Consider the following 15,053-nt stretch of genomic DNA (forward strand, 5'->3'; position numbering starts at 1 on the left):
TATGGCCGCGCCGCCCGTTGTGGACATTCCTCTTGTAGACGAGCGGCTGGCCGACGATCTCGCGGGCGGGCTCGCGGCGGTGGAGAAGCTGCTGCGCTCGTCTGTCGAGAGTGAGGACGCCTTCGTCACCCAGACGTCCAGGCACCTCATCGAGGCGGGCGGCAAGCGGTTCCGGGCGATGCTCGTGCTGCTGGCCGCCCAGTTCGGAAACCCGGACGCCCCGGGCATCGTGCCCGGGGCCGTCGTCATCGAGCTGACCCACCTGGCCACGCTCTACCACGACGACGTGATGGACGAGGCCCCGGTGCGCCGGGGCTCCCCGTCCGCCAACGCCCGGTGGGACAACACCGTGGCCATCCTCACCGGCGACTACCTGTTCGCCCAGGCGTCGGAGATCCTCGCCGACCTCGGCAGCGAGCTCATCCGGATCCAGGCGCGTACGTTCTCCCGCCTGGTGCGCGGCCAGATCCGCGAGACGATCGGGCCCGCCGAGGGCGGCGACGCGATCGCTCACTACATCAGCGTGCTGGCCGACAAGACCGGCTCTCTCATCGCCACCTCGGGCCGCTTCGGCGCCATGCTGGCCGGCGCCCCCGCCGACGTGGTCGAGCGCCTGACCGACGCCTGCGAGGCGATCGGCGTGGCCTGGCAGCTCGGCGACGACCTCATCGACGTGGCCGCGCCCACGGCCGACTCGGGCAAGACCCCCGGCACCGACCTGCGCGAGGGCGTCCACACGCTTCCCGTGCTGTACGCGCTGACCTCCGACGACCCCGCCGACGCCCGGCTGCGCACCCTGCTGTCGGGACCGGTGGCCGAGCAGGACGTCGAGGAGACGCTGACGCTGCTGCGGGCCCACCGGGCCATGGACCAGGCCCGCGAGGAGCTCACCCGCTGGATCGACCGGGCCAAGTCCGCCCTCGCCGGCCTGCCCGACATCCCCGCGCGTACGGCCCTGGTCGCCCTGTGCGACTACGTCGTCGAGCGCACGGGCTGACCGTCCTGTAGGAGATCATGGCCGGGTGAAGTTCACCCGGTGTGCGGTCGTGGTGTCGGCGGCCCTGTGCCTCCTGGCGGTGGCGGCCTGCGGCGGTATGCCACGCGCGGGCACGCCCGCCGCCGTCCCGGCCCCGGTGGGTTCGACACCCGCGAACTCCATCGTGGTGGACAAGGACCAGGTCCTCACGTGCGGGGAGGGCGAGGGCTCGGCGCAAGCCCTGTGCGACGCCATCGCCGCGGCGGCTTCGCCCAAGCCGGCTTCGCGCGCGTCGGCACGCTCGTCCCCGAAATCCTCCGTGGAACAGGATTTCAAGGCGGAGGTGCTGAAGAAGAAGGGGCAGCCGTCTTCGCTGCCCAACCCTGGCAGCGGCCCCGGCGATCCCCTGCTGCGTCAGGCCTTGCTCGTCAACTTCGAGGGGGCCGGCGAGCCGATCACCAGGCCGGGCGTGGTCGTCGCCCTGCCCGCCGCCGAGGGCCGAGCGGTGGAGTTCATCTCGCCGCCGAGGGCGGCCGAGCTGTTCCACGCGTCATCCGTCTGCACGCGGTGGAACGAGGGATCGTGGCGCGTCGTACTACGCGACTTCAACCGGCACGGCGTGCAGATCGCCGCGACGCGGCTGCGCGCGACGGTTGACGAGGCGTGGGAACGGTCGGCGGAGTTCTCAGAGACCATCGTCACCGGGCCCGCTCCGATGCTGAGCACTCTTGGGGACCCCGCCGCGATGGCCTCCTGCCGGAAATTCTCCAGCGCGTTCGGCCGCTCGATGAGCGTGCGGCCGATCCCCGTGCCGCCTCTTGGCACCCGGTCCTGGGCCTTCCGAGTCATGGAGGGGAAGTCGGTCACGCAGTGGGTCGAGGTGGTGCGGACGCCGCGTTACGTGCTGGAGGTGCGGATCCCGAACCAGTGGCCGAGGCCGCGCACCGACCCCGCCGTACTGCTGCCGCGCATCGCCGAGGCCGCGTACGCCAGGGCCGAGGCGGCGCTGACCTGACGCCTTCGTGACCGTGGCCGCCCTGCCCTGAGTGGGGGGCGGCCGAGCACGAGGCCCGAAGGGGCGCGCTGCCGGTGTCTACTGCTGGGTCGCGAGCCACTCGTCGAAGGTGGTCGGCGCGATGCGGGCGCTTTCCCGGGGCAGCAGCACGTCGCCGGCCATCGCCGTGCCGAAGATTCCCGACCAGGTCGGCACGAGCTTGACCGTCCGGCCGCGCGCCGCGAAGGTGCGCCGGGCCATGTCGACGAGGTCCTGCGGCTCGGGACCGGCCACGTCGGTGTAACGGCCCTGCGGCCTGCCCACCGCGATCTCCGCGAGGACGTCGGCCACGTCAGCGGGCGCGATCGGCTGCACCAGCAGCGGCGCGATGGTGGCGACGCCGTCCTGCTCGGCCCACCCCGCCACCATCGCGGCGAAGTCGAAGAACTGCGCGACCGGGACGATCGTCCACGGCACAGAACCGGCGGACACCAGGCGCTCCTGCTCCCGCTTGCCGGCGTAGTGGGCGTTGCCCTCCACCTTGTGGATTCCGATGATCGAGAGCAACACGTGGTGGCGGACGCCCGCCCGCTCCTCGGCGGCCAGCAGGTTCCTGGTGGTCGTGCCGAAGTAGGCCACCGACTCGTCCCGGTCGACCGCGTTTGAGCTGATCGCGTCCACGACCGCCTCGACGCCGTCCAGGGCCTTGTCGAGCCCCTCGCCCGTCATCAGGTCCACACCGAGAGAGCGGCTGACGGGGACGACGTCGTGCCCGTCCCGTTCGAGGGCGGCGACGGTGAGTTTCCCGATGTTCCCGGTGGCGCCGGCGACTGCGATGCGCATTGTCTTCTCCTTCGCTAGACGCCACGGATGCTATCTCGGACAAAATAGATCTGCAATGTCTCCAATACACTGGAGGGCATGAAGCTGCCTGCGAGCACCGAGTGGGTGTTGCACTGCGCCGCCACGCTGGCGCAGCTCGAGCCGGGAGCGACCGCGTCGGCGGCGCAGCTCGCGGAGTACTACGACGTCCCGGCGCCCTACCTGGCCAAGCAGTTGCAGGCGCTCGTCAGAGCCGGCGTGCTGGCCGCGATGACGGGCCCGCGGGGCGGATTCCGGCTCGCACGGGCGGCTCCCGACATCACGTTGCTGCAGATCGTCGAGGCGGTCGACGGCGCCTCCTCGCCGTACGAGTGCCGTGAGATCCGTCAGCAGGGACGGGGGGCCCTGCCTCCCGAGGACTGCCGGAGCATCTGCATCATCGCCGAGAAGATGTCCGAGGCGCACCGGGCGTGGCGCGGCAGCCTCGGAGGGGTCACGCTCGCCGACATCGTCGCCGGGCTGCCAGCATGGGCGCCTGCCCGCACCCGGTCACGCCTGTCGGCCACCCGGTGACGTCAGCGACCGGCGAGGAGTTCGACGACGGGGGCGAGGGCGTCGGCGAAAAAGCCGCTGACAGTGATGTAGGACAGGCCCAGCTCGTCGCGGCGGCGCAGCAGCGTGTCGGCCATCTCGCGAGGTGAGCCGCGCAAGATGGCGGCGGCCTGCGCCGACGTGCTCCTCAGCCCTTCGGGCACCCATGGGGGCGGCTCGTCGCCGATCTGGAGCAGGTTCATGCTCAGCTCGATGTCGTCGAACCTCGCCCCGGCCAGGTCCCGCAGCGTGCCGACGGGCCCGCGCAGGCCCTCCTCCGGCGTGTCGGCCTGTACGGCGAGCGCGACGATGTCCGCCTCCTCCGCGGCCAGCGTCAGCATGCGGGGACCGGCTCCCGCGATCATGATTGGCGGACCCTGGCGTTGCACGGTGTTCATGCTTCTGGCGAAGGCGTTGGTCCTGCTCCCGGCGAAGGCCTCCCGCACTTCGCCGATCACCGAACGGACCAGGGCGAGGCGTTCGCCCGCCGTGCCGTACGGCATGCCGAGCGCGAGGGCGTCCTCCTCGGCGGCGGGACGTCCGGCCCCCACGCCGACCTCCAGCCGTCCGCCGGACAGGAAGTCGAGCCCGGCGAGCTCGTGCGCGAGCAGGCGGGGGTTGCGGTAGGGCGCGGCCAGCACGAACGTGCCCACGCGGAGCGTCGTCGTGACGGTGGCCGCGGCGGTCATCGCGAGCAGCGGCGGCAGCGTCCCCAGCGTGTCGGGGACGAGCAGGGTCGAGTAGCCGAGGCCCTCGGCGTGGCGGGCCGTCTGCGTCCATGCGGCGGCGTCGGGGGCCAGACCGGCGACGATCCCGAAACGGAATTCCTTGCTCATGCCACCGATCCTCGCCGTTCCGGCCGGCCCCGTCGTCGTACCGCCGGAGGCGGGTCCCGTACTCCGGAAGGCGTATCAGACGGTTTCGAGCGCGGCCGCGCGCTCCAGCCGGGACGTACGGGCGGAGCGCGCGCTGTCCCAGGTGAAGACGCTCAGCGCGAGCCAGACGACCACGAACCCGGCCCACCGGCTGACGGGCATGGTCTCGTGGACGATCAGCACCCCGCACAGGAACTGCAACACCGGGGCGATGTACTGGAGCAGGCCGATGACCGTGAGCGGAACCCGCAGCGCGGAGGCCGTGAAGAGCATCAGTGGCACCGCGGTGATGAGACCGGACACCACCAGCAGCAACGCGTGGCCGAGACCGTGGTTGCCGAAGGTCCCGGTGCCGTTCGCCTGCAGGACGAGCAGGTAGCCCAGGGCCGGCACCAGCAGCACGAGCGTCTCGATGGTCAGGCTCTCCGCGCTGCCCACCCCCGCCGCCTTCTTGATCAGTCCGTACGTGCCGAAGCTGACGGCGAGCACGAGGGCGATCCACGGGAGGCGCCCGTAGCCGAGCGTCAGGATGAGGACCGCGAGAGTGCCCAGCCCCACGGCGATCCACTGCCACCGGCGCAGCCGCTCCCGGAAGATCAGCACTCCGAACAGCACACTGACCAGGGGATTGATGAAGTAGCCGAGCGCGCCTTCCACAACGTGGCCGGCGTTGACGGCGTAGATGTAGACGCCCCAGTTGACCGAGACCGTGACGGCCGCGAGGGCGAGGAGGATCAGCTGCCGGCGCGTTATCGCGCGGATCCACGACCAGTGGCGGCGTACGGCGAGGACCGTGATGACCACGACCAGCGACCAGACCATTCGGTGGGCGAGGATTTCCACGGCGCCGGACGGCTTGAGCAGAGGCCAGTAGAGAGGGAACAGACCCCACATTGTGTAGGCGGCGACGCCGTACAGGACACCGCGGCGCGTATCAGGCATGAACCCCATCTTCGCTGCTTACCTGGATTCAGCACAAATAAGGGTCTCTATGTCTGAGATTTAGAGACGCTTACGTGGGGAACAAGGTCGCCTGGTGTCTGGTTGGGGATGGCAGAGCGGAAGGAAGGGTAAGTGATGGGCTGGCTCTTCGGCACAGACAAGACGACGATGGTGGACCCCGCGGAGGCGCTGCCGGGCCGGGTCGAGGTCATGCCGGTGGCCACTCGCCACCAGGTCCTCGGCGCGCCGCTGGCTCCGCCGTACCCCGAGGGCACGGAGATCGCCGAATTCGGGCTGGGCTGTTTCTGGGGCGCCGAGCGCAAGTTCTGGCAGACCCCCGGGGTCGTCTCGACCGCAGTGGGCTACGCGGGCGGCTATACGGCGAACCCGACGTACGAGGAGGTCTGCACGGGGCGGACCGGGCATACCGAGGTCGTCCGGGTGATCTTCGACCCGGCGGAGGTGTCGTACGAGGAACTCCTGAAGGTGTTCTGGGAGGCCCATGACCCCACGCAGGGCATGCGCCAGGGCAACGACGTCGGCACGCAGTATCGGTCGGCCGTCTACACCCACGGCCCGGAGCAGGCCAAGGCGGCCGCGACGTCCCGGGACGCGTACCAGGAGGTGCTCACCAAGGCCGGGTACGGCGAGATCACCACCGAGATCGCCCCCGCCGGCGAGTTCTACTTCGCCGAGGATTATCACCAGCAGTACCTTTTCCGCAACATTAACGGGTACTGCGGGATCGGAGGCACGGGCGTGGCGTGTCCGATCGGCCTAACTACTGGTGAGGCCTGACCTGCGGTAACTGACTGATCCTGGCCCTTGGTCGCCCGGCTAGCCCGGTGCCGATCGAGGGCCAGAGTCGTTTTCGGCGAGAACCTTCACTACAAGGTCAAGGCGAGCCGCCTGCGGCGGCTCGCGCCGCGCAGGGCGGCCAGCGGGCCGGGCGTGCGGCTCTCCGGCCGGTCCCGGCCCGCGCCGCCCCTCGCGGGACCAGACCATGGGGCGCTGAAGTGCGATGTCAGCACGACCAGCAAGACGGTCGATATCGCCAGGAGGCGCTCACCCGAGGGAAGAGCCGCAGGATCAGCCCCCCTACCGGAGAGAGCGGGGATGGCATTTCTCTCCTTGCCATCGCCTCAGGGGGATGCCGCACCGGTCCTGTGGTCAAGTCCTTCCGTGCGAGGAGGCTAATCAGAAAGCGGGAAGGCTGCTGATCACGTATAGAGAGCTCGGCATTGAGACCTGCTCTAGAAAGGCGGATCATCCGGAAAGGAATTTTCGCCGAAGCTTGGACTCTTTGGCTTTGGCTTGATATTAACCCGAACAAAAGAGCCATCCGATAAGCGGAGCGTCAACTCGGGGCTTGCGGGCGCGTTCATAGCGTTGGAGATGTAGTAGCGGTCTCCGGAAGATAGGGCGCCGGGACCTTTCCGAAATAGCAGTGTTACCATGGCTACGTTCTGCGTATTTGCCGGTTCGGTTACATGGTAGTCAATGACGTATCCTTCCCTGAGGAGCTTTGCGATATCATCACCCAGTTGATTCATGTTGAGCTCCGTACGGTTTTCCGGAGAGGGCATAGTGTGAACTCCCGCTGACCCCGTGGCTGATGATTTAACTATGACAAGTGGTGCATATCGTGGAAGTAGCGTCTTCTCGCCATCTTGGAAGGCGACTTTGATTTTTCTCTTCTCGCCGGCCCCACTCGTCCAGATGACCTCGCCGGGCCCAAAGTTGGCGTGTACTACCTGGTCACCTTCGTTGAGCTGCTCTACTTCCCTGAGGGACATACGAGGAGCGACGGATCTACTTCTGAACCACTCGGTTATCTCTTTCTGAGCAGCCTCAATTTGTTCCTCGTCTGCAAACTGCTCTAACGAATCGACAAGGTCGGTAAGAGCAATACGATCCTCGTCGCTTAGGGAGCCGTCGCCTCTTGCGTGGTTGATCACCTCCTTGAAGTTGGTGAGGATCTTTTGGGCTCTGTCATTCGTCCATTCGTTCTCGATGGCATCCGTGAGAGTGCCAAGCACGAATGAAAGAGCATCACGAGGCAAGACCTCTATCGGGTTGTCGCCTTGCTGAAAAGCCCGCATGCTCCCGGTTGCCCATCCGAGAACGGGCTCAAGGCGCTCCCAAGTTGAATCATTGGGTTCGACGGTTCCGGTCTCAATATTTCTGACTGTCCCGCGCGAAATTCCTGCCAGGCTGGCCAAGCCAGCTTGAGTCAGTGCTAGAGACTTGCGCCGTTCAGCCACTAAGTCGCCGATAATCCGCTTATCCGACATTCGATCCCCCTCCTGATCAATAGGATGCTCGGCACTTCAAGCGTCTCAGAGCTATCCCAGTGCAGTCTTGCTCATCTGGCTATGTGCAGGCAAGGCGACCAAATAAAGGATCTTGACCATGACCCGCCTCCAGGGCTTGGCCAACGACGTGGTCAAGATGTGGCAGAGGTTGCGCATAGAGGGACAGGGGTGGGACACTCGTTGTCGATCGGGGGAAGCCGTGACGCGGTCGACGGCTCCTGTCGAGTGCGGATCGCGGCGGGATCTTGAGGGCTCGCGACTTCAACGCATCGGCAGGGCTGGTGGCTGGCAGCAAAAGGCGCCCAGGTGCAGGAACACCCGGACGCCGGAGGACTATCCCGATCAACGCAGCAGTCGATAGATAGGAGTAGCCCTTGAGTGAGGAGAATAGCGGGCGGTTCGAGGAGCCGTCCACGAACCCCCAGGTTGGGAGCTCGTGGCACGCGACCCTTCCCTCGGCTTCGACGTCCCGGGGCGGTGATGCTGTCGCGTCCGAAATCGAGGTCGTGCGGCGCTACCTCGCGGCCCTGGAGCGCGAGCAGGTCCTCAGCAACGAGTTGGAGTCCGCCAAGCCGAAGGCCGACATGTGGGAAGCCTGCGCCGATGCCGAAGGTCTTGTCGGCATGACGGAACTGGCCGACATCCTGCACGTGGACGTCCGGCGGCTCACCTCCTGGCTCGTGGAGGAGAAGCTGTTTCGGAAGTACCCCTCCCGGAACGGGAGCCGTCGGCACCTCCCGCGTAAGAGTGCGCAGGACGCGGGGTACTTCGTGGTGAAGATCGAGAGCAAGAACGGTTGGACGTTCTCAGTCGCTTACGCCACGCCTAGTGGCGCGCAGCTGGTGATCGACCGTTGGCGCCGATCGGCGGCCTGAGTCTGATCGACACGCGGCCCCGTTCCCGGTGGACGGGGCCGCTTCACGTTCTGCGGGCGGGTAACGCGCTGCGTTCCGCCCCCGCTGCTCGATTGTTCGTGGCCCTTGGTCGGTGTCAACGCCGTCTGTGCGGGTTGGGTGTCGGGTTGCGGTGTACGTCGTTGGTGGACGGACACGCGAAGACGGCACTGACACCTCGGTCGGGCCACTGATGTCGGCAGCTATCGGGGGCGGGGGAGGAGTGGCGCGGGTAAACGCGAGTGCGGCCCCGCCCGAGTGAGCCGAGCCGCGTGAGGGCTGGACCGTCTATCGCATCTCGCCGAGCAGCAGGGCATGCCACACCCTGCGCGCCTCCTCGATCGACCAGCGGTGTGTCTCCGTGACCGTTGGTATGGGTTCGGTCTGGGTGGTCTTGCGGATGAACGCTTGCCCACCGGCCTGGAGTAGTTCGTAGACGACGGCCCGGCAGCCGCACGTCCACGCGAGCGCTCGCACCCGCCGGACCCCTTCGAACGGCTCATGCCAGACGAGTTTCACGTGATCTTTTTGGCGCATCTCCCAGTGCGGACTCAGGCACTCGTCCAGGTGCGGGATGGAGGCCGCCATCAGTACTGCCGCCTTACCGTGTCCCGCCGTTGGCCCAGCCGGCGATCCAGCGGACGGCGGACTGTGGGTGGTCGACCGTGGACAGCGGAACGACGGTCCCGGACTTCGGTAGCTTGATCAGGAAACGGCGTGGCTTGTTCTCCAAGTCGATGGTGACCGTCGCGACCTGCCCGCCGAAGTCGTAGACGTCCAGCTCCGAGCCCGCCTTCTCCTGCACCGGGAACCCGGTCATCCGCAGGGTGATGTGGCTGATGAAGCGCGTCTGGACCCCTTGTGATCGGAGCAGGTCGCCGAGCGCGGCCAGGATGCCCGCCTGTTGGTTGGCGGTTCGGGTGCCGTTCGTGATCTGGCGCATGTCTCTCCCGTCTGTCTCGCTGACGGGTTGAGCGTACGCCAACCTTCCTACTCGTACCTAGTCCTTCTCGTAGGTACCTCTAGGTACCTGTGGTAACGACATGGAACGCTTTCGTTCCTACTCTTGAGCCCGTGATCGAGTTCCGGCCTGACCAGCTCAAATGGGAAGCCGTCCTCGAAGAGATACGACGGCGTATCCGGACGGGCGAATACCAGGTGGGTCACCCCATCCCTGGTGAACCCCGCATGGCCGAGGAGTTCGGCATCGCCAAGGGCACCGCACGCCGCGTCATTAACGAACTGCTCAAAGCAGGAGACGTCTACACCGTGCTCGGCAAGGGAACCTTCGTCGCCGACCCCGAGACCGGCGGCCCGCCCAGGAGAGACACCGAAGACGAGTGAAGGCCCCCGAACGGATCGGGGGCCTTCTGCCTTCTATCGGTTGTCAGCGAGACGATGGAAGGCGCACCAAGCGTAGAGCCCACGGGCCGAGGGCAGTAGCGTTCCGCCGTGGCGCCGCCGGCCCAACCGCTTCGCGGCCCTTCGGGTGCCTACGGCATTGCGCCGGCCGCGCCACTCCCGCCTCACATCCGGCAAGGTCAGGCAGACTCTCCCCGTTCACGGGCGATCCGGCGCGCGGTGGCGACGCGTTGCCGGATCATCTCGGCCCACAGGTGTTCGCCGTGCCGGTACCCGCTCCCGGCGAAGCACCACTCACCGACCGTCACCGTCTCCCGTTCGGCAGGATCAGGCAGGCCCCGCCGTTCTCGCGCCCGCTCGGCCTGGTGATCGGCCCGCACCTGACGCAGCGCGCCGAGCGTGGTCGAGTAGTGGCGGCTCTTGGTTGAGAAGTGGCCCCGGTAACCGAGCATGTGCGCCCACCGCCGCAACGGGATCAGCCGGTAGGCCGGATCGTTGCCGAGCGCGAAGCAGGTGTAGATCATGCGCCGGGCATGCTCCGTGACGTGGAGCCGCGCGACGTCGGCGACCTCGCGGATGGGCACGTCCACGGTCCCGGCTGACTCGGCTCCTTTGGTCGCGTACTTGGCGATGTAGGCCGCCACCCGCTGGTCAGCGAGCCCTTCCAATCCCGTTGCGACGTAGATGGGATCCACATCGAGTTGCGTCCCCCACTGGCCGACGAACGATGGGTCATCGTCCGGTACGGGAACCGAGACCGCAGCCGCGGTTTCCCGAATCGCCTCCTGGAGCACGGGCACGGTCGCCCAGTCCGGCGGACGGTCCGACGGACCATCCGGGCCGTCGAGGCGGATCACCGCGTGGAAGTGGACCAGGCCCCGCGCCTGGTACTCGGCCACCTTGGCGTACGACAGTCGCAGCCGTCGCCGCAGCTGGGCCCGCGTGATGCCGAGGTGCCGGGCGAAGGTGGTCGGTAGCGCCTGGGTGAAGCGCCGCCACAGCTCACCGGCATGCGCGTTCCACAGCACCGCGCCCCGGTAGTCGTAGCAGTCCACGCAGACCGGCTGTCCGACCTGGGGGTCATCGTCGGCATGGCGGACCCCGCAGCCTTCCGGCCTGCCGTGCTCGCACACCGGGTTGTCCCGCCGTGGACGGCACGGCAGCACCTTGTCACCCTTCTGCCGACGAGCATGGACCGCGCCGAACGAGGGGGCCGTGAACGTGGCGAACACGCGGGGATGGGCACTGACGTCCTCGGGCACGCCCTTGCCGCCGCGCAGGCCGGACAGGATCAAGTGATAGGTGTCGTCCCGGTAGACCTCCGAGCAGGCCGGACACCGCGACGCGCGCCGGTTGCCGCACGCGCTCAGCAGGTAGCCGGTCGGCTCGTCGGCCGTCCGGTAGACGTCCAGCACCTCCAACCCGGCATCGAAGGTGATCCGGTGACCTTGCAGCCGGATCGGCTGGGCACAGCCACCCGTGGCGCGCACCATCTCCTGCCACCGGGCGAAGTCCGGCATGGAGGCGCGCTGGGCAGCGGCGAGGACATCGGGGGAGAGGGGAGGGAGTTCGCTCACGCGGCATCCCTCCCGCTCTCCTCGTCGGTAGGTTCGGCGCGGCCAGGTTCGTCGGCCAGAACGGCACCGAGAACCGTGGCCACTCGGTGCCACTTGTCGGCAGACCAACGAGGAGACTCGGCGGCTTTGCGTCTGCCCCACTCCTGGGCAGACATGGGGGTCGGTGTGGTCAGGTGGGCTCCTTTCCTCGCGGGTGGAGCCACCGCCGCGCATGCGGAACAGACGCCGCGCACCGTGAGCCAGCAGCCGAAAGGCCGAACACGGGCACGTCAGCGAGAGAACCTGGGAGTGTGCGACCAGAAAGTGAAATGGCGTGACGCCTGCCGCTGGGCCGGGTCCCTCCAGCGGTACGGCGTTAGTTGTTTTGTTTGCCGCCCGGATCTCATGCACGCCGGAAAATGGGTCGCGTAGCTTCTCGCCTGTGTCATTCCGTCAGGGAGACGGTGACTTCTTACAGTTCTGTTCTACCCCAGTAGAACGCGTATGCGTACTGGTCAGTTCCGAAGCCGGAATTGGAATGACGTCTTTGACGGTGTCCCAGGGCGTCCGCTGGCGTCCAGTGGCGTCCGTAGACGTCCGGCTGCTGTGGGAGGACGGTGAGCGAGTTGTCGCCTGCGAGTAAGGCCGGAGGAGCTACCGCCGATCGCAAGACGTCCTGGACGTCCTGGACGTCCTGGACGTCCTGGGTGTTCTCGCGTTCTCAGTCCTCACGCCAGACCAGTTCAAGAAGGTCGGGATCGAAGCGCCTACGCCCCTTACCGCTCGGGTAGATGATCACCGCATGCAGCGCCTCCCGAATGTAGGACCGCTTCAACGAGAGCGGTAGACCGCCCTCACTCTCCGACAGGAACCACCGCCGCCGTATCTCGGCCACGTCGGTAGCGGAGCGGGCCTGTCGTCGTTGAGCCGTCGCCGTGAAGCTCTGAGCGTCGGCGCGAAGGCGGGAAATGCGCTTCTCTAGGTCAGGAGCCGCCGTGAAGAACAATTCATTGCTGATTTTTCCAGCCGTCCATTGGCTGCGTAGCTCTTCGAGTCGGGCCTTGGCGTCTTCGTAATCCTGTTGGCCAGGCCATTCGGTAGGACCTGTAGAAGAGGCCAACTGCACCTCTTCGAGTTTCGCGAGGACCGCTTCCGAGACGTAGAGGTCAACCATGTCCCCACGTCTGCCGAGACCGCCACAGCCACCCACCGTCTTGGCGGGACAGATGTAGATGTGCTGCACGCAGTGCTTCTGGTGCGTGACCCGGAGGGACGCGTTGCACAGAGCGCCGTCTGGTTGGGTCCGGCCACACCGGAGGAACCCGGTAAGCAGGTGGCGGGGCTCCTTGAAGTCTCGCGGAAGGATCGGGCCGAGTCGGCCGTCCCGGTAGACGAAGTGACCCTTGCGCGCATCGAAGATGGACTTGACCGCCATCCACTGTTCCGGCGTCACGATCGGCTCCCACTGCCCGACCACCGGGTTGCCCTCGGAGTCCCGTATCAACTCGCCATTCATCTCGCGCCAGCCGCAAACCCGAGGGTTGGTAACCGTGATCTTCAGGGAGCGGGGAGTCCAGAGGTTGCCCAGGGAGGTCTTCACGTCATCCCGCTGCCACTGGTTCACGATGGAGTTGAGCGATCGGCCGGCGACGAGGTCGAGGATCGCCTGACGTACGAGAGGCGCCTCTTGCGGATCGAGGGTCAAGCGATCGGGCAACCAGCCGAAGGGACGCGTGCCTCCAACGGGTAGTCCCTGCTCGGCGCGTGCCCGGTGGGAGCGGCGCATGCGGCGCTGCATCTTCCGCACCTCCATCTTGGAGATGACCGCGCCGAACAGGCCCATGCTTTCGGTGTCTTCGCTGTAGAGATCCTTCTGACCCCGCGCATCCGCGAAGACGCGGCCGTCCTGGTAGGTGATCGCTTCCACGAAGCGTTCGTAGTCACCCGGACGTCGAGCGAGGCGATCCTCAGCCACGATGACGACGCCTCGCACCTCCGCGCCGTCCGGAAGCTCGCCCGAGCGGAGCACCTTCAACATGGCCTCGAACTCGTCGCGGACGACATCGGCCTTCGCGGCTGACTTGTCGTTGTCCGTGAACTCATGGACGACGGTCCAGCCGTACCGGGCCGCGGTCTCCCGGTTGAGCTTGTGCTGGTCCTGGACTCCGTGCTCGTCCCGCTTGGTGTCGGCGGAGATACGAGCGTAGGAGACGACGGGAATGGGGGGCGTGTGCGTTGCCAAGGCGACCTCCGCAGCAATTATTGCCCGAGCCTCAGGACTGCCGCCAGCGGTTTCCATCCGAAATTCATCCCGCTATGGATATTTTGGGCAGGTATGACGTATAAGGGACCGCATAAATCAGGCCGTTACCGTGTCCGAAATGCGTGGAATCGAATCGCAGTGTATGGCTGCCGATGTAGTGTGGATGAGTGAACCTTCAAGCCCAGATAGAACTAATAACGGTTCCTCAGGATTTCACGCGTCTCTGTAACACTGTCCTTCGAGCTGAGTACGGAGATGATTTTCTTCCAATTGATGACGATAGGCCGGATAGAGGAAATGACGGCTACCTCAAGTCTGAGAAACGGATATTTGCGGCCCACTGTTTTAAGCGGATCCAAAATCGCGGTCTAGATAGTGAAATATATGCCAAGATGAGCAGTGATCTGAAAAAGGCTATCGCCCTCAAAGGTGATGGGGATTGGGAGATTCGTCACTGGACGTTTCTTTCAAACTATCCGATACCGGAAGCCATCGCTTCCCGCATATTGAAGGCGGGGCGTGATGCTGATATTGAAGTTAGCTGGCGAGGGCCGGATTACTTTGCTGGAGTGCTGCAGCGCTTCAAGAGTGTTAGAGAGCTCTTCCCGAATCTTCTTGCGAATGACATCATGTGGAAGCTTGAGGAGATAACTGAGCAAATAGAATCTCTTAGAGTAGATCAAAGGGATCCAGTAGTTACTTGGGTCCCGCGAAATCCCGAAGAGCAGCAGCTGTTGATTTCGCAAGCTCCGCCAGCCTGGGAGTACCTCCTCTTTGCTGGGTCACTCCTGCAGGGGAAAGAGCGACTCGAGGGAAAATGGCGCGACTTTCAGATGGGATATGGGCGGCGCAACGGCGTATATCTCGACGATAAGTCTGCAGTAGCTCGCCTCGGCGGCGTCTTTGGTGACGCCCTTGTTGTCGGTAACGGGATCAAGCCTATCTTCGATGAAAGAGCTCAGGAGGAGGCTTTCGGTCCTCCTGGAGTCCCTGGGGATCCCGGGAAGATTGTCCACTTTGCCGGGCGGATAATCTCCACTTATGAAGATCTTCTAGATTGGGCAAGTGATATTCGCGGCACTGTATATCCAGAGGAGATGCGCCATGCCGCGGAGCTTGCTGCCCGGGTGGCGGATAGGCTGGCTAGAGATATACGGGATTTTGTTGATCGGGTAGTGGAAGAGTACGGCAGGATACCGCAGTGGTTGGAGAAGCCAAATAGGGGCAGGCTAGAAATAAATTTGACCCTGGAGCTTTCTGTGGACGATGCGGCGATTGAAGCTTGCATGAAGGAGTACAAGAGGGCGTGTAGAAGGATGAGGATCTAAGCCTCCCTTCCCCCTGGGAGCATCGATGCGCCATCCTTGGGTAGGGAGTTGGTGCCTGCTTCGGAACGAGACCTCCGCACAGGCTCAACCCCGCGCGGAGCTCCCACTAGCCCCCGTAACCTCGACTCCTGTGCAG

General features: G+C 65.7%; 15 protein-coding genes. 7 read left to right on the forward strand and 8 right to left on the reverse strand.

What is annotated here, in order from left to right:
* Position 1 precedes the first annotated feature (1 nt).
* Together ACIBK1_RS05680 and ACIBK1_RS05685 are read left to right on the forward strand one after the other, a co-directional pair.
* Positions 2-997: a polyprenyl synthetase family protein gene (locus tag ACIBK1_RS05680; RefSeq protein WP_030506868.1), complete on the forward strand. Its 996-nt coding sequence runs from the start codon at positions 2-4 to the stop codon at positions 995-997.
* A 25-nt stretch (positions 998-1,022) separates the two neighbouring features.
* Positions 1,023-1,991: a hypothetical protein gene (locus ACIBK1_RS05685; protein ID WP_396732539.1), complete on the forward strand. Its 969-nt coding sequence runs from the start codon at positions 1,023-1,025 to the stop codon at positions 1,989-1,991.
* 78 nt (positions 1,992-2,069) lie between these two features.
* Here the strand turns inward: ACIBK1_RS05685 and ACIBK1_RS05690 are convergent, their stop codons facing one another.
* Positions 2,070-2,813, reverse strand: a complete 744-nt coding sequence (locus ACIBK1_RS05690; RefSeq protein WP_396732542.1) for an SDR family oxidoreductase — start codon at positions 2,811-2,813, stop codon at positions 2,070-2,072.
* 78 nt (positions 2,814-2,891) lie between these two features.
* Here ACIBK1_RS05690 and ACIBK1_RS05695 point away from each other — a divergent pair, with 78 nt between their 5' ends.
* Positions 2,892-3,365, forward strand: a complete 474-nt coding sequence (locus ACIBK1_RS05695) for an RrF2 family transcriptional regulator (protein ID WP_076439964.1) — start codon at positions 2,892-2,894, stop codon at positions 3,363-3,365.
* A gap of 2 nt (positions 3,366-3,367) precedes the next feature.
* Here ACIBK1_RS05695 and ACIBK1_RS05700 read toward each other — a convergent pair whose 3' ends face one another.
* Both ACIBK1_RS05700 and rarD read right to left on the reverse strand, forming a co-directional pair.
* Positions 3,368-4,219, reverse strand: coding sequence for a TIGR03621 family F420-dependent LLM class oxidoreductase (locus ACIBK1_RS05700; RefSeq protein ID WP_396732545.1), 852 nt, complete (start codon positions 4,217-4,219; stop codon positions 3,368-3,370).
* Between the two features lie 75 nt (positions 4,220-4,294).
* On the reverse strand, positions 4,295-5,200 hold the full coding sequence (rarD, locus tag ACIBK1_RS05705; protein ID WP_036405613.1) for an EamA family transporter RarD: 906 nt from the start codon (positions 5,198-5,200) through the stop codon (positions 4,295-4,297).
* Between the two features lie 135 nt (positions 5,201-5,335).
* Here rarD and msrA point away from each other — a divergent pair, with 135 nt between their 5' ends.
* Positions 5,336-5,998 carry a peptide-methionine (S)-S-oxide reductase MsrA gene (gene msrA / locus ACIBK1_RS05710; protein WP_396733154.1) on the forward strand — a complete coding sequence of 221 codons (663 nt, stop codon included), beginning with the start codon at positions 5,336-5,338 and terminating at the stop codon, positions 5,996-5,998.
* A gap of 455 nt (positions 5,999-6,453) precedes the next feature.
* Here the strand turns inward: msrA and ACIBK1_RS05715 are convergent, their stop codons facing one another.
* Positions 6,454-7,494 (reverse strand): helix-turn-helix transcriptional regulator, encoded by a 1,041-nt coding sequence (locus ACIBK1_RS05715; protein WP_396732549.1) that lies wholly within the window; start codon positions 7,492-7,494, stop codon positions 6,454-6,456.
* A gap of 395 nt (positions 7,495-7,889) precedes the next feature.
* Between ACIBK1_RS05715 and ACIBK1_RS05720 the strand changes: the two genes are divergently transcribed.
* Positions 7,890-8,390, forward strand: coding sequence for a phage antirepressor KilAC domain-containing protein (locus tag ACIBK1_RS05720; RefSeq protein ID WP_396732552.1), 501 nt, complete (start codon positions 7,890-7,892; stop codon positions 8,388-8,390).
* A 306-nt stretch (positions 8,391-8,696) separates the two neighbouring features.
* On the opposite strand, the gene ACIBK1_RS05725 is transcribed toward ACIBK1_RS05720, so the two are convergent.
* Both ACIBK1_RS05725 and ACIBK1_RS05730 read right to left on the reverse strand, forming a co-directional pair.
* The gene (locus ACIBK1_RS05725; protein WP_396732555.1) at positions 8,697-8,996 is read right to left on the reverse strand and encodes a hypothetical protein; all 300 of its coding nucleotides are present in this window, start codon (positions 8,994-8,996) and stop codon (positions 8,697-8,699) included.
* 13 nt (positions 8,997-9,009) lie between these two features.
* On the reverse strand, positions 9,010-9,351 hold the full coding sequence (locus tag ACIBK1_RS05730; RefSeq protein WP_396732558.1) for a hypothetical protein: 342 nt from the start codon (positions 9,349-9,351) through the stop codon (positions 9,010-9,012).
* A 131-nt stretch (positions 9,352-9,482) separates the two neighbouring features.
* On the opposite strand from ACIBK1_RS05730, the gene ACIBK1_RS05735 reads away from it, so the two are divergent.
* Positions 9,483-9,752: a GntR family transcriptional regulator gene (locus ACIBK1_RS05735; protein ID WP_076437814.1), complete on the forward strand. Its 270-nt coding sequence runs from the start codon at positions 9,483-9,485 to the stop codon at positions 9,750-9,752.
* A gap of 197 nt (positions 9,753-9,949) precedes the next feature.
* On the opposite strand, the gene ACIBK1_RS05740 is transcribed toward ACIBK1_RS05735, so the two are convergent.
* Both ACIBK1_RS05740 and ACIBK1_RS05745 read right to left on the reverse strand, forming a co-directional pair.
* The gene (locus ACIBK1_RS05740; protein ID WP_396732561.1) at positions 9,950-11,347 is read right to left on the reverse strand and encodes a replication initiator; all 1,398 of its coding nucleotides are present in this window, start codon (positions 11,345-11,347) and stop codon (positions 9,950-9,952) included.
* Positions 11,348-12,047: 700 nt separating this feature from the next.
* Complete coding sequence (locus ACIBK1_RS05745) at positions 12,048-13,568, reverse strand: recombinase family protein (RefSeq protein WP_396732564.1); 1,521 nt, start codon at positions 13,566-13,568, stop codon at positions 12,048-12,050.
* Between the two features lie 188 nt (positions 13,569-13,756).
* Here ACIBK1_RS05745 and ACIBK1_RS05750 point away from each other — a divergent pair, with 188 nt between their 5' ends.
* Positions 13,757-14,917 (forward strand): hypothetical protein, encoded by a 1,161-nt coding sequence (locus tag ACIBK1_RS05750; protein WP_396732566.1) that lies wholly within the window; start codon positions 13,757-13,759, stop codon positions 14,915-14,917.
* Positions 14,918-15,053 lie beyond the last annotated feature (136 nt).

It is taken from the genome of Microbispora rosea (assembly GCF_044460045.1).
GTDB classification, from domain to species: domain Bacteria; phylum Actinomycetota; class Actinomycetes; order Streptosporangiales; family Streptosporangiaceae; genus Microbispora; species Microbispora rosea.

Coding starts and splice junctions, on each gene's coding strand:
- ACIBK1_RS05680 (WP_030506868.1), top strand. CDS start 2: ATGGCCGCGCCGCCCGTTGTGGACATTCCTCTTGTAGACGAGCGGCTG.
- ACIBK1_RS05690 (WP_396732542.1), bottom strand. CDS start 2,813: ATGCGCATCGCAGTCGCCGGCGCCACCGGGAACATCGGGAAACTCACC.
- ACIBK1_RS05695 (WP_076439964.1), top strand. CDS start 2,892: ATGAAGCTGCCTGCGAGCACCGAGTGGGTGTTGCACTGCGCCGCCACG.
- ACIBK1_RS05700 (WP_396732545.1), bottom strand. CDS start 4,219: ATGAGCAAGGAATTCCGTTTCGGGATCGTCGCCGGTCTGGCCCCCGAC.
- rarD (WP_036405613.1), bottom strand. CDS start 5,200: ATGCCTGATACGCGCCGCGGTGTCCTGTACGGCGTCGCCGCCTACACA.
- msrA (WP_396733154.1), top strand. CDS start 5,336: ATGGGCTGGCTCTTCGGCACAGACAAGACGACGATGGTGGACCCCGCG.
- ACIBK1_RS05715 (WP_396732549.1), bottom strand. CDS start 7,494: ATGTCGGATAAGCGGATTATCGGCGACTTAGTGGCTGAACGGCGCAAG.
- ACIBK1_RS05725 (WP_396732555.1), bottom strand. CDS start 8,996: ATGGCGGCCTCCATCCCGCACCTGGACGAGTGCCTGAGTCCGCACTGG.
- ACIBK1_RS05730 (WP_396732558.1), bottom strand. CDS start 9,351: ATGCGCCAGATCACGAACGGCACCCGAACCGCCAACCAACAGGCGGGC.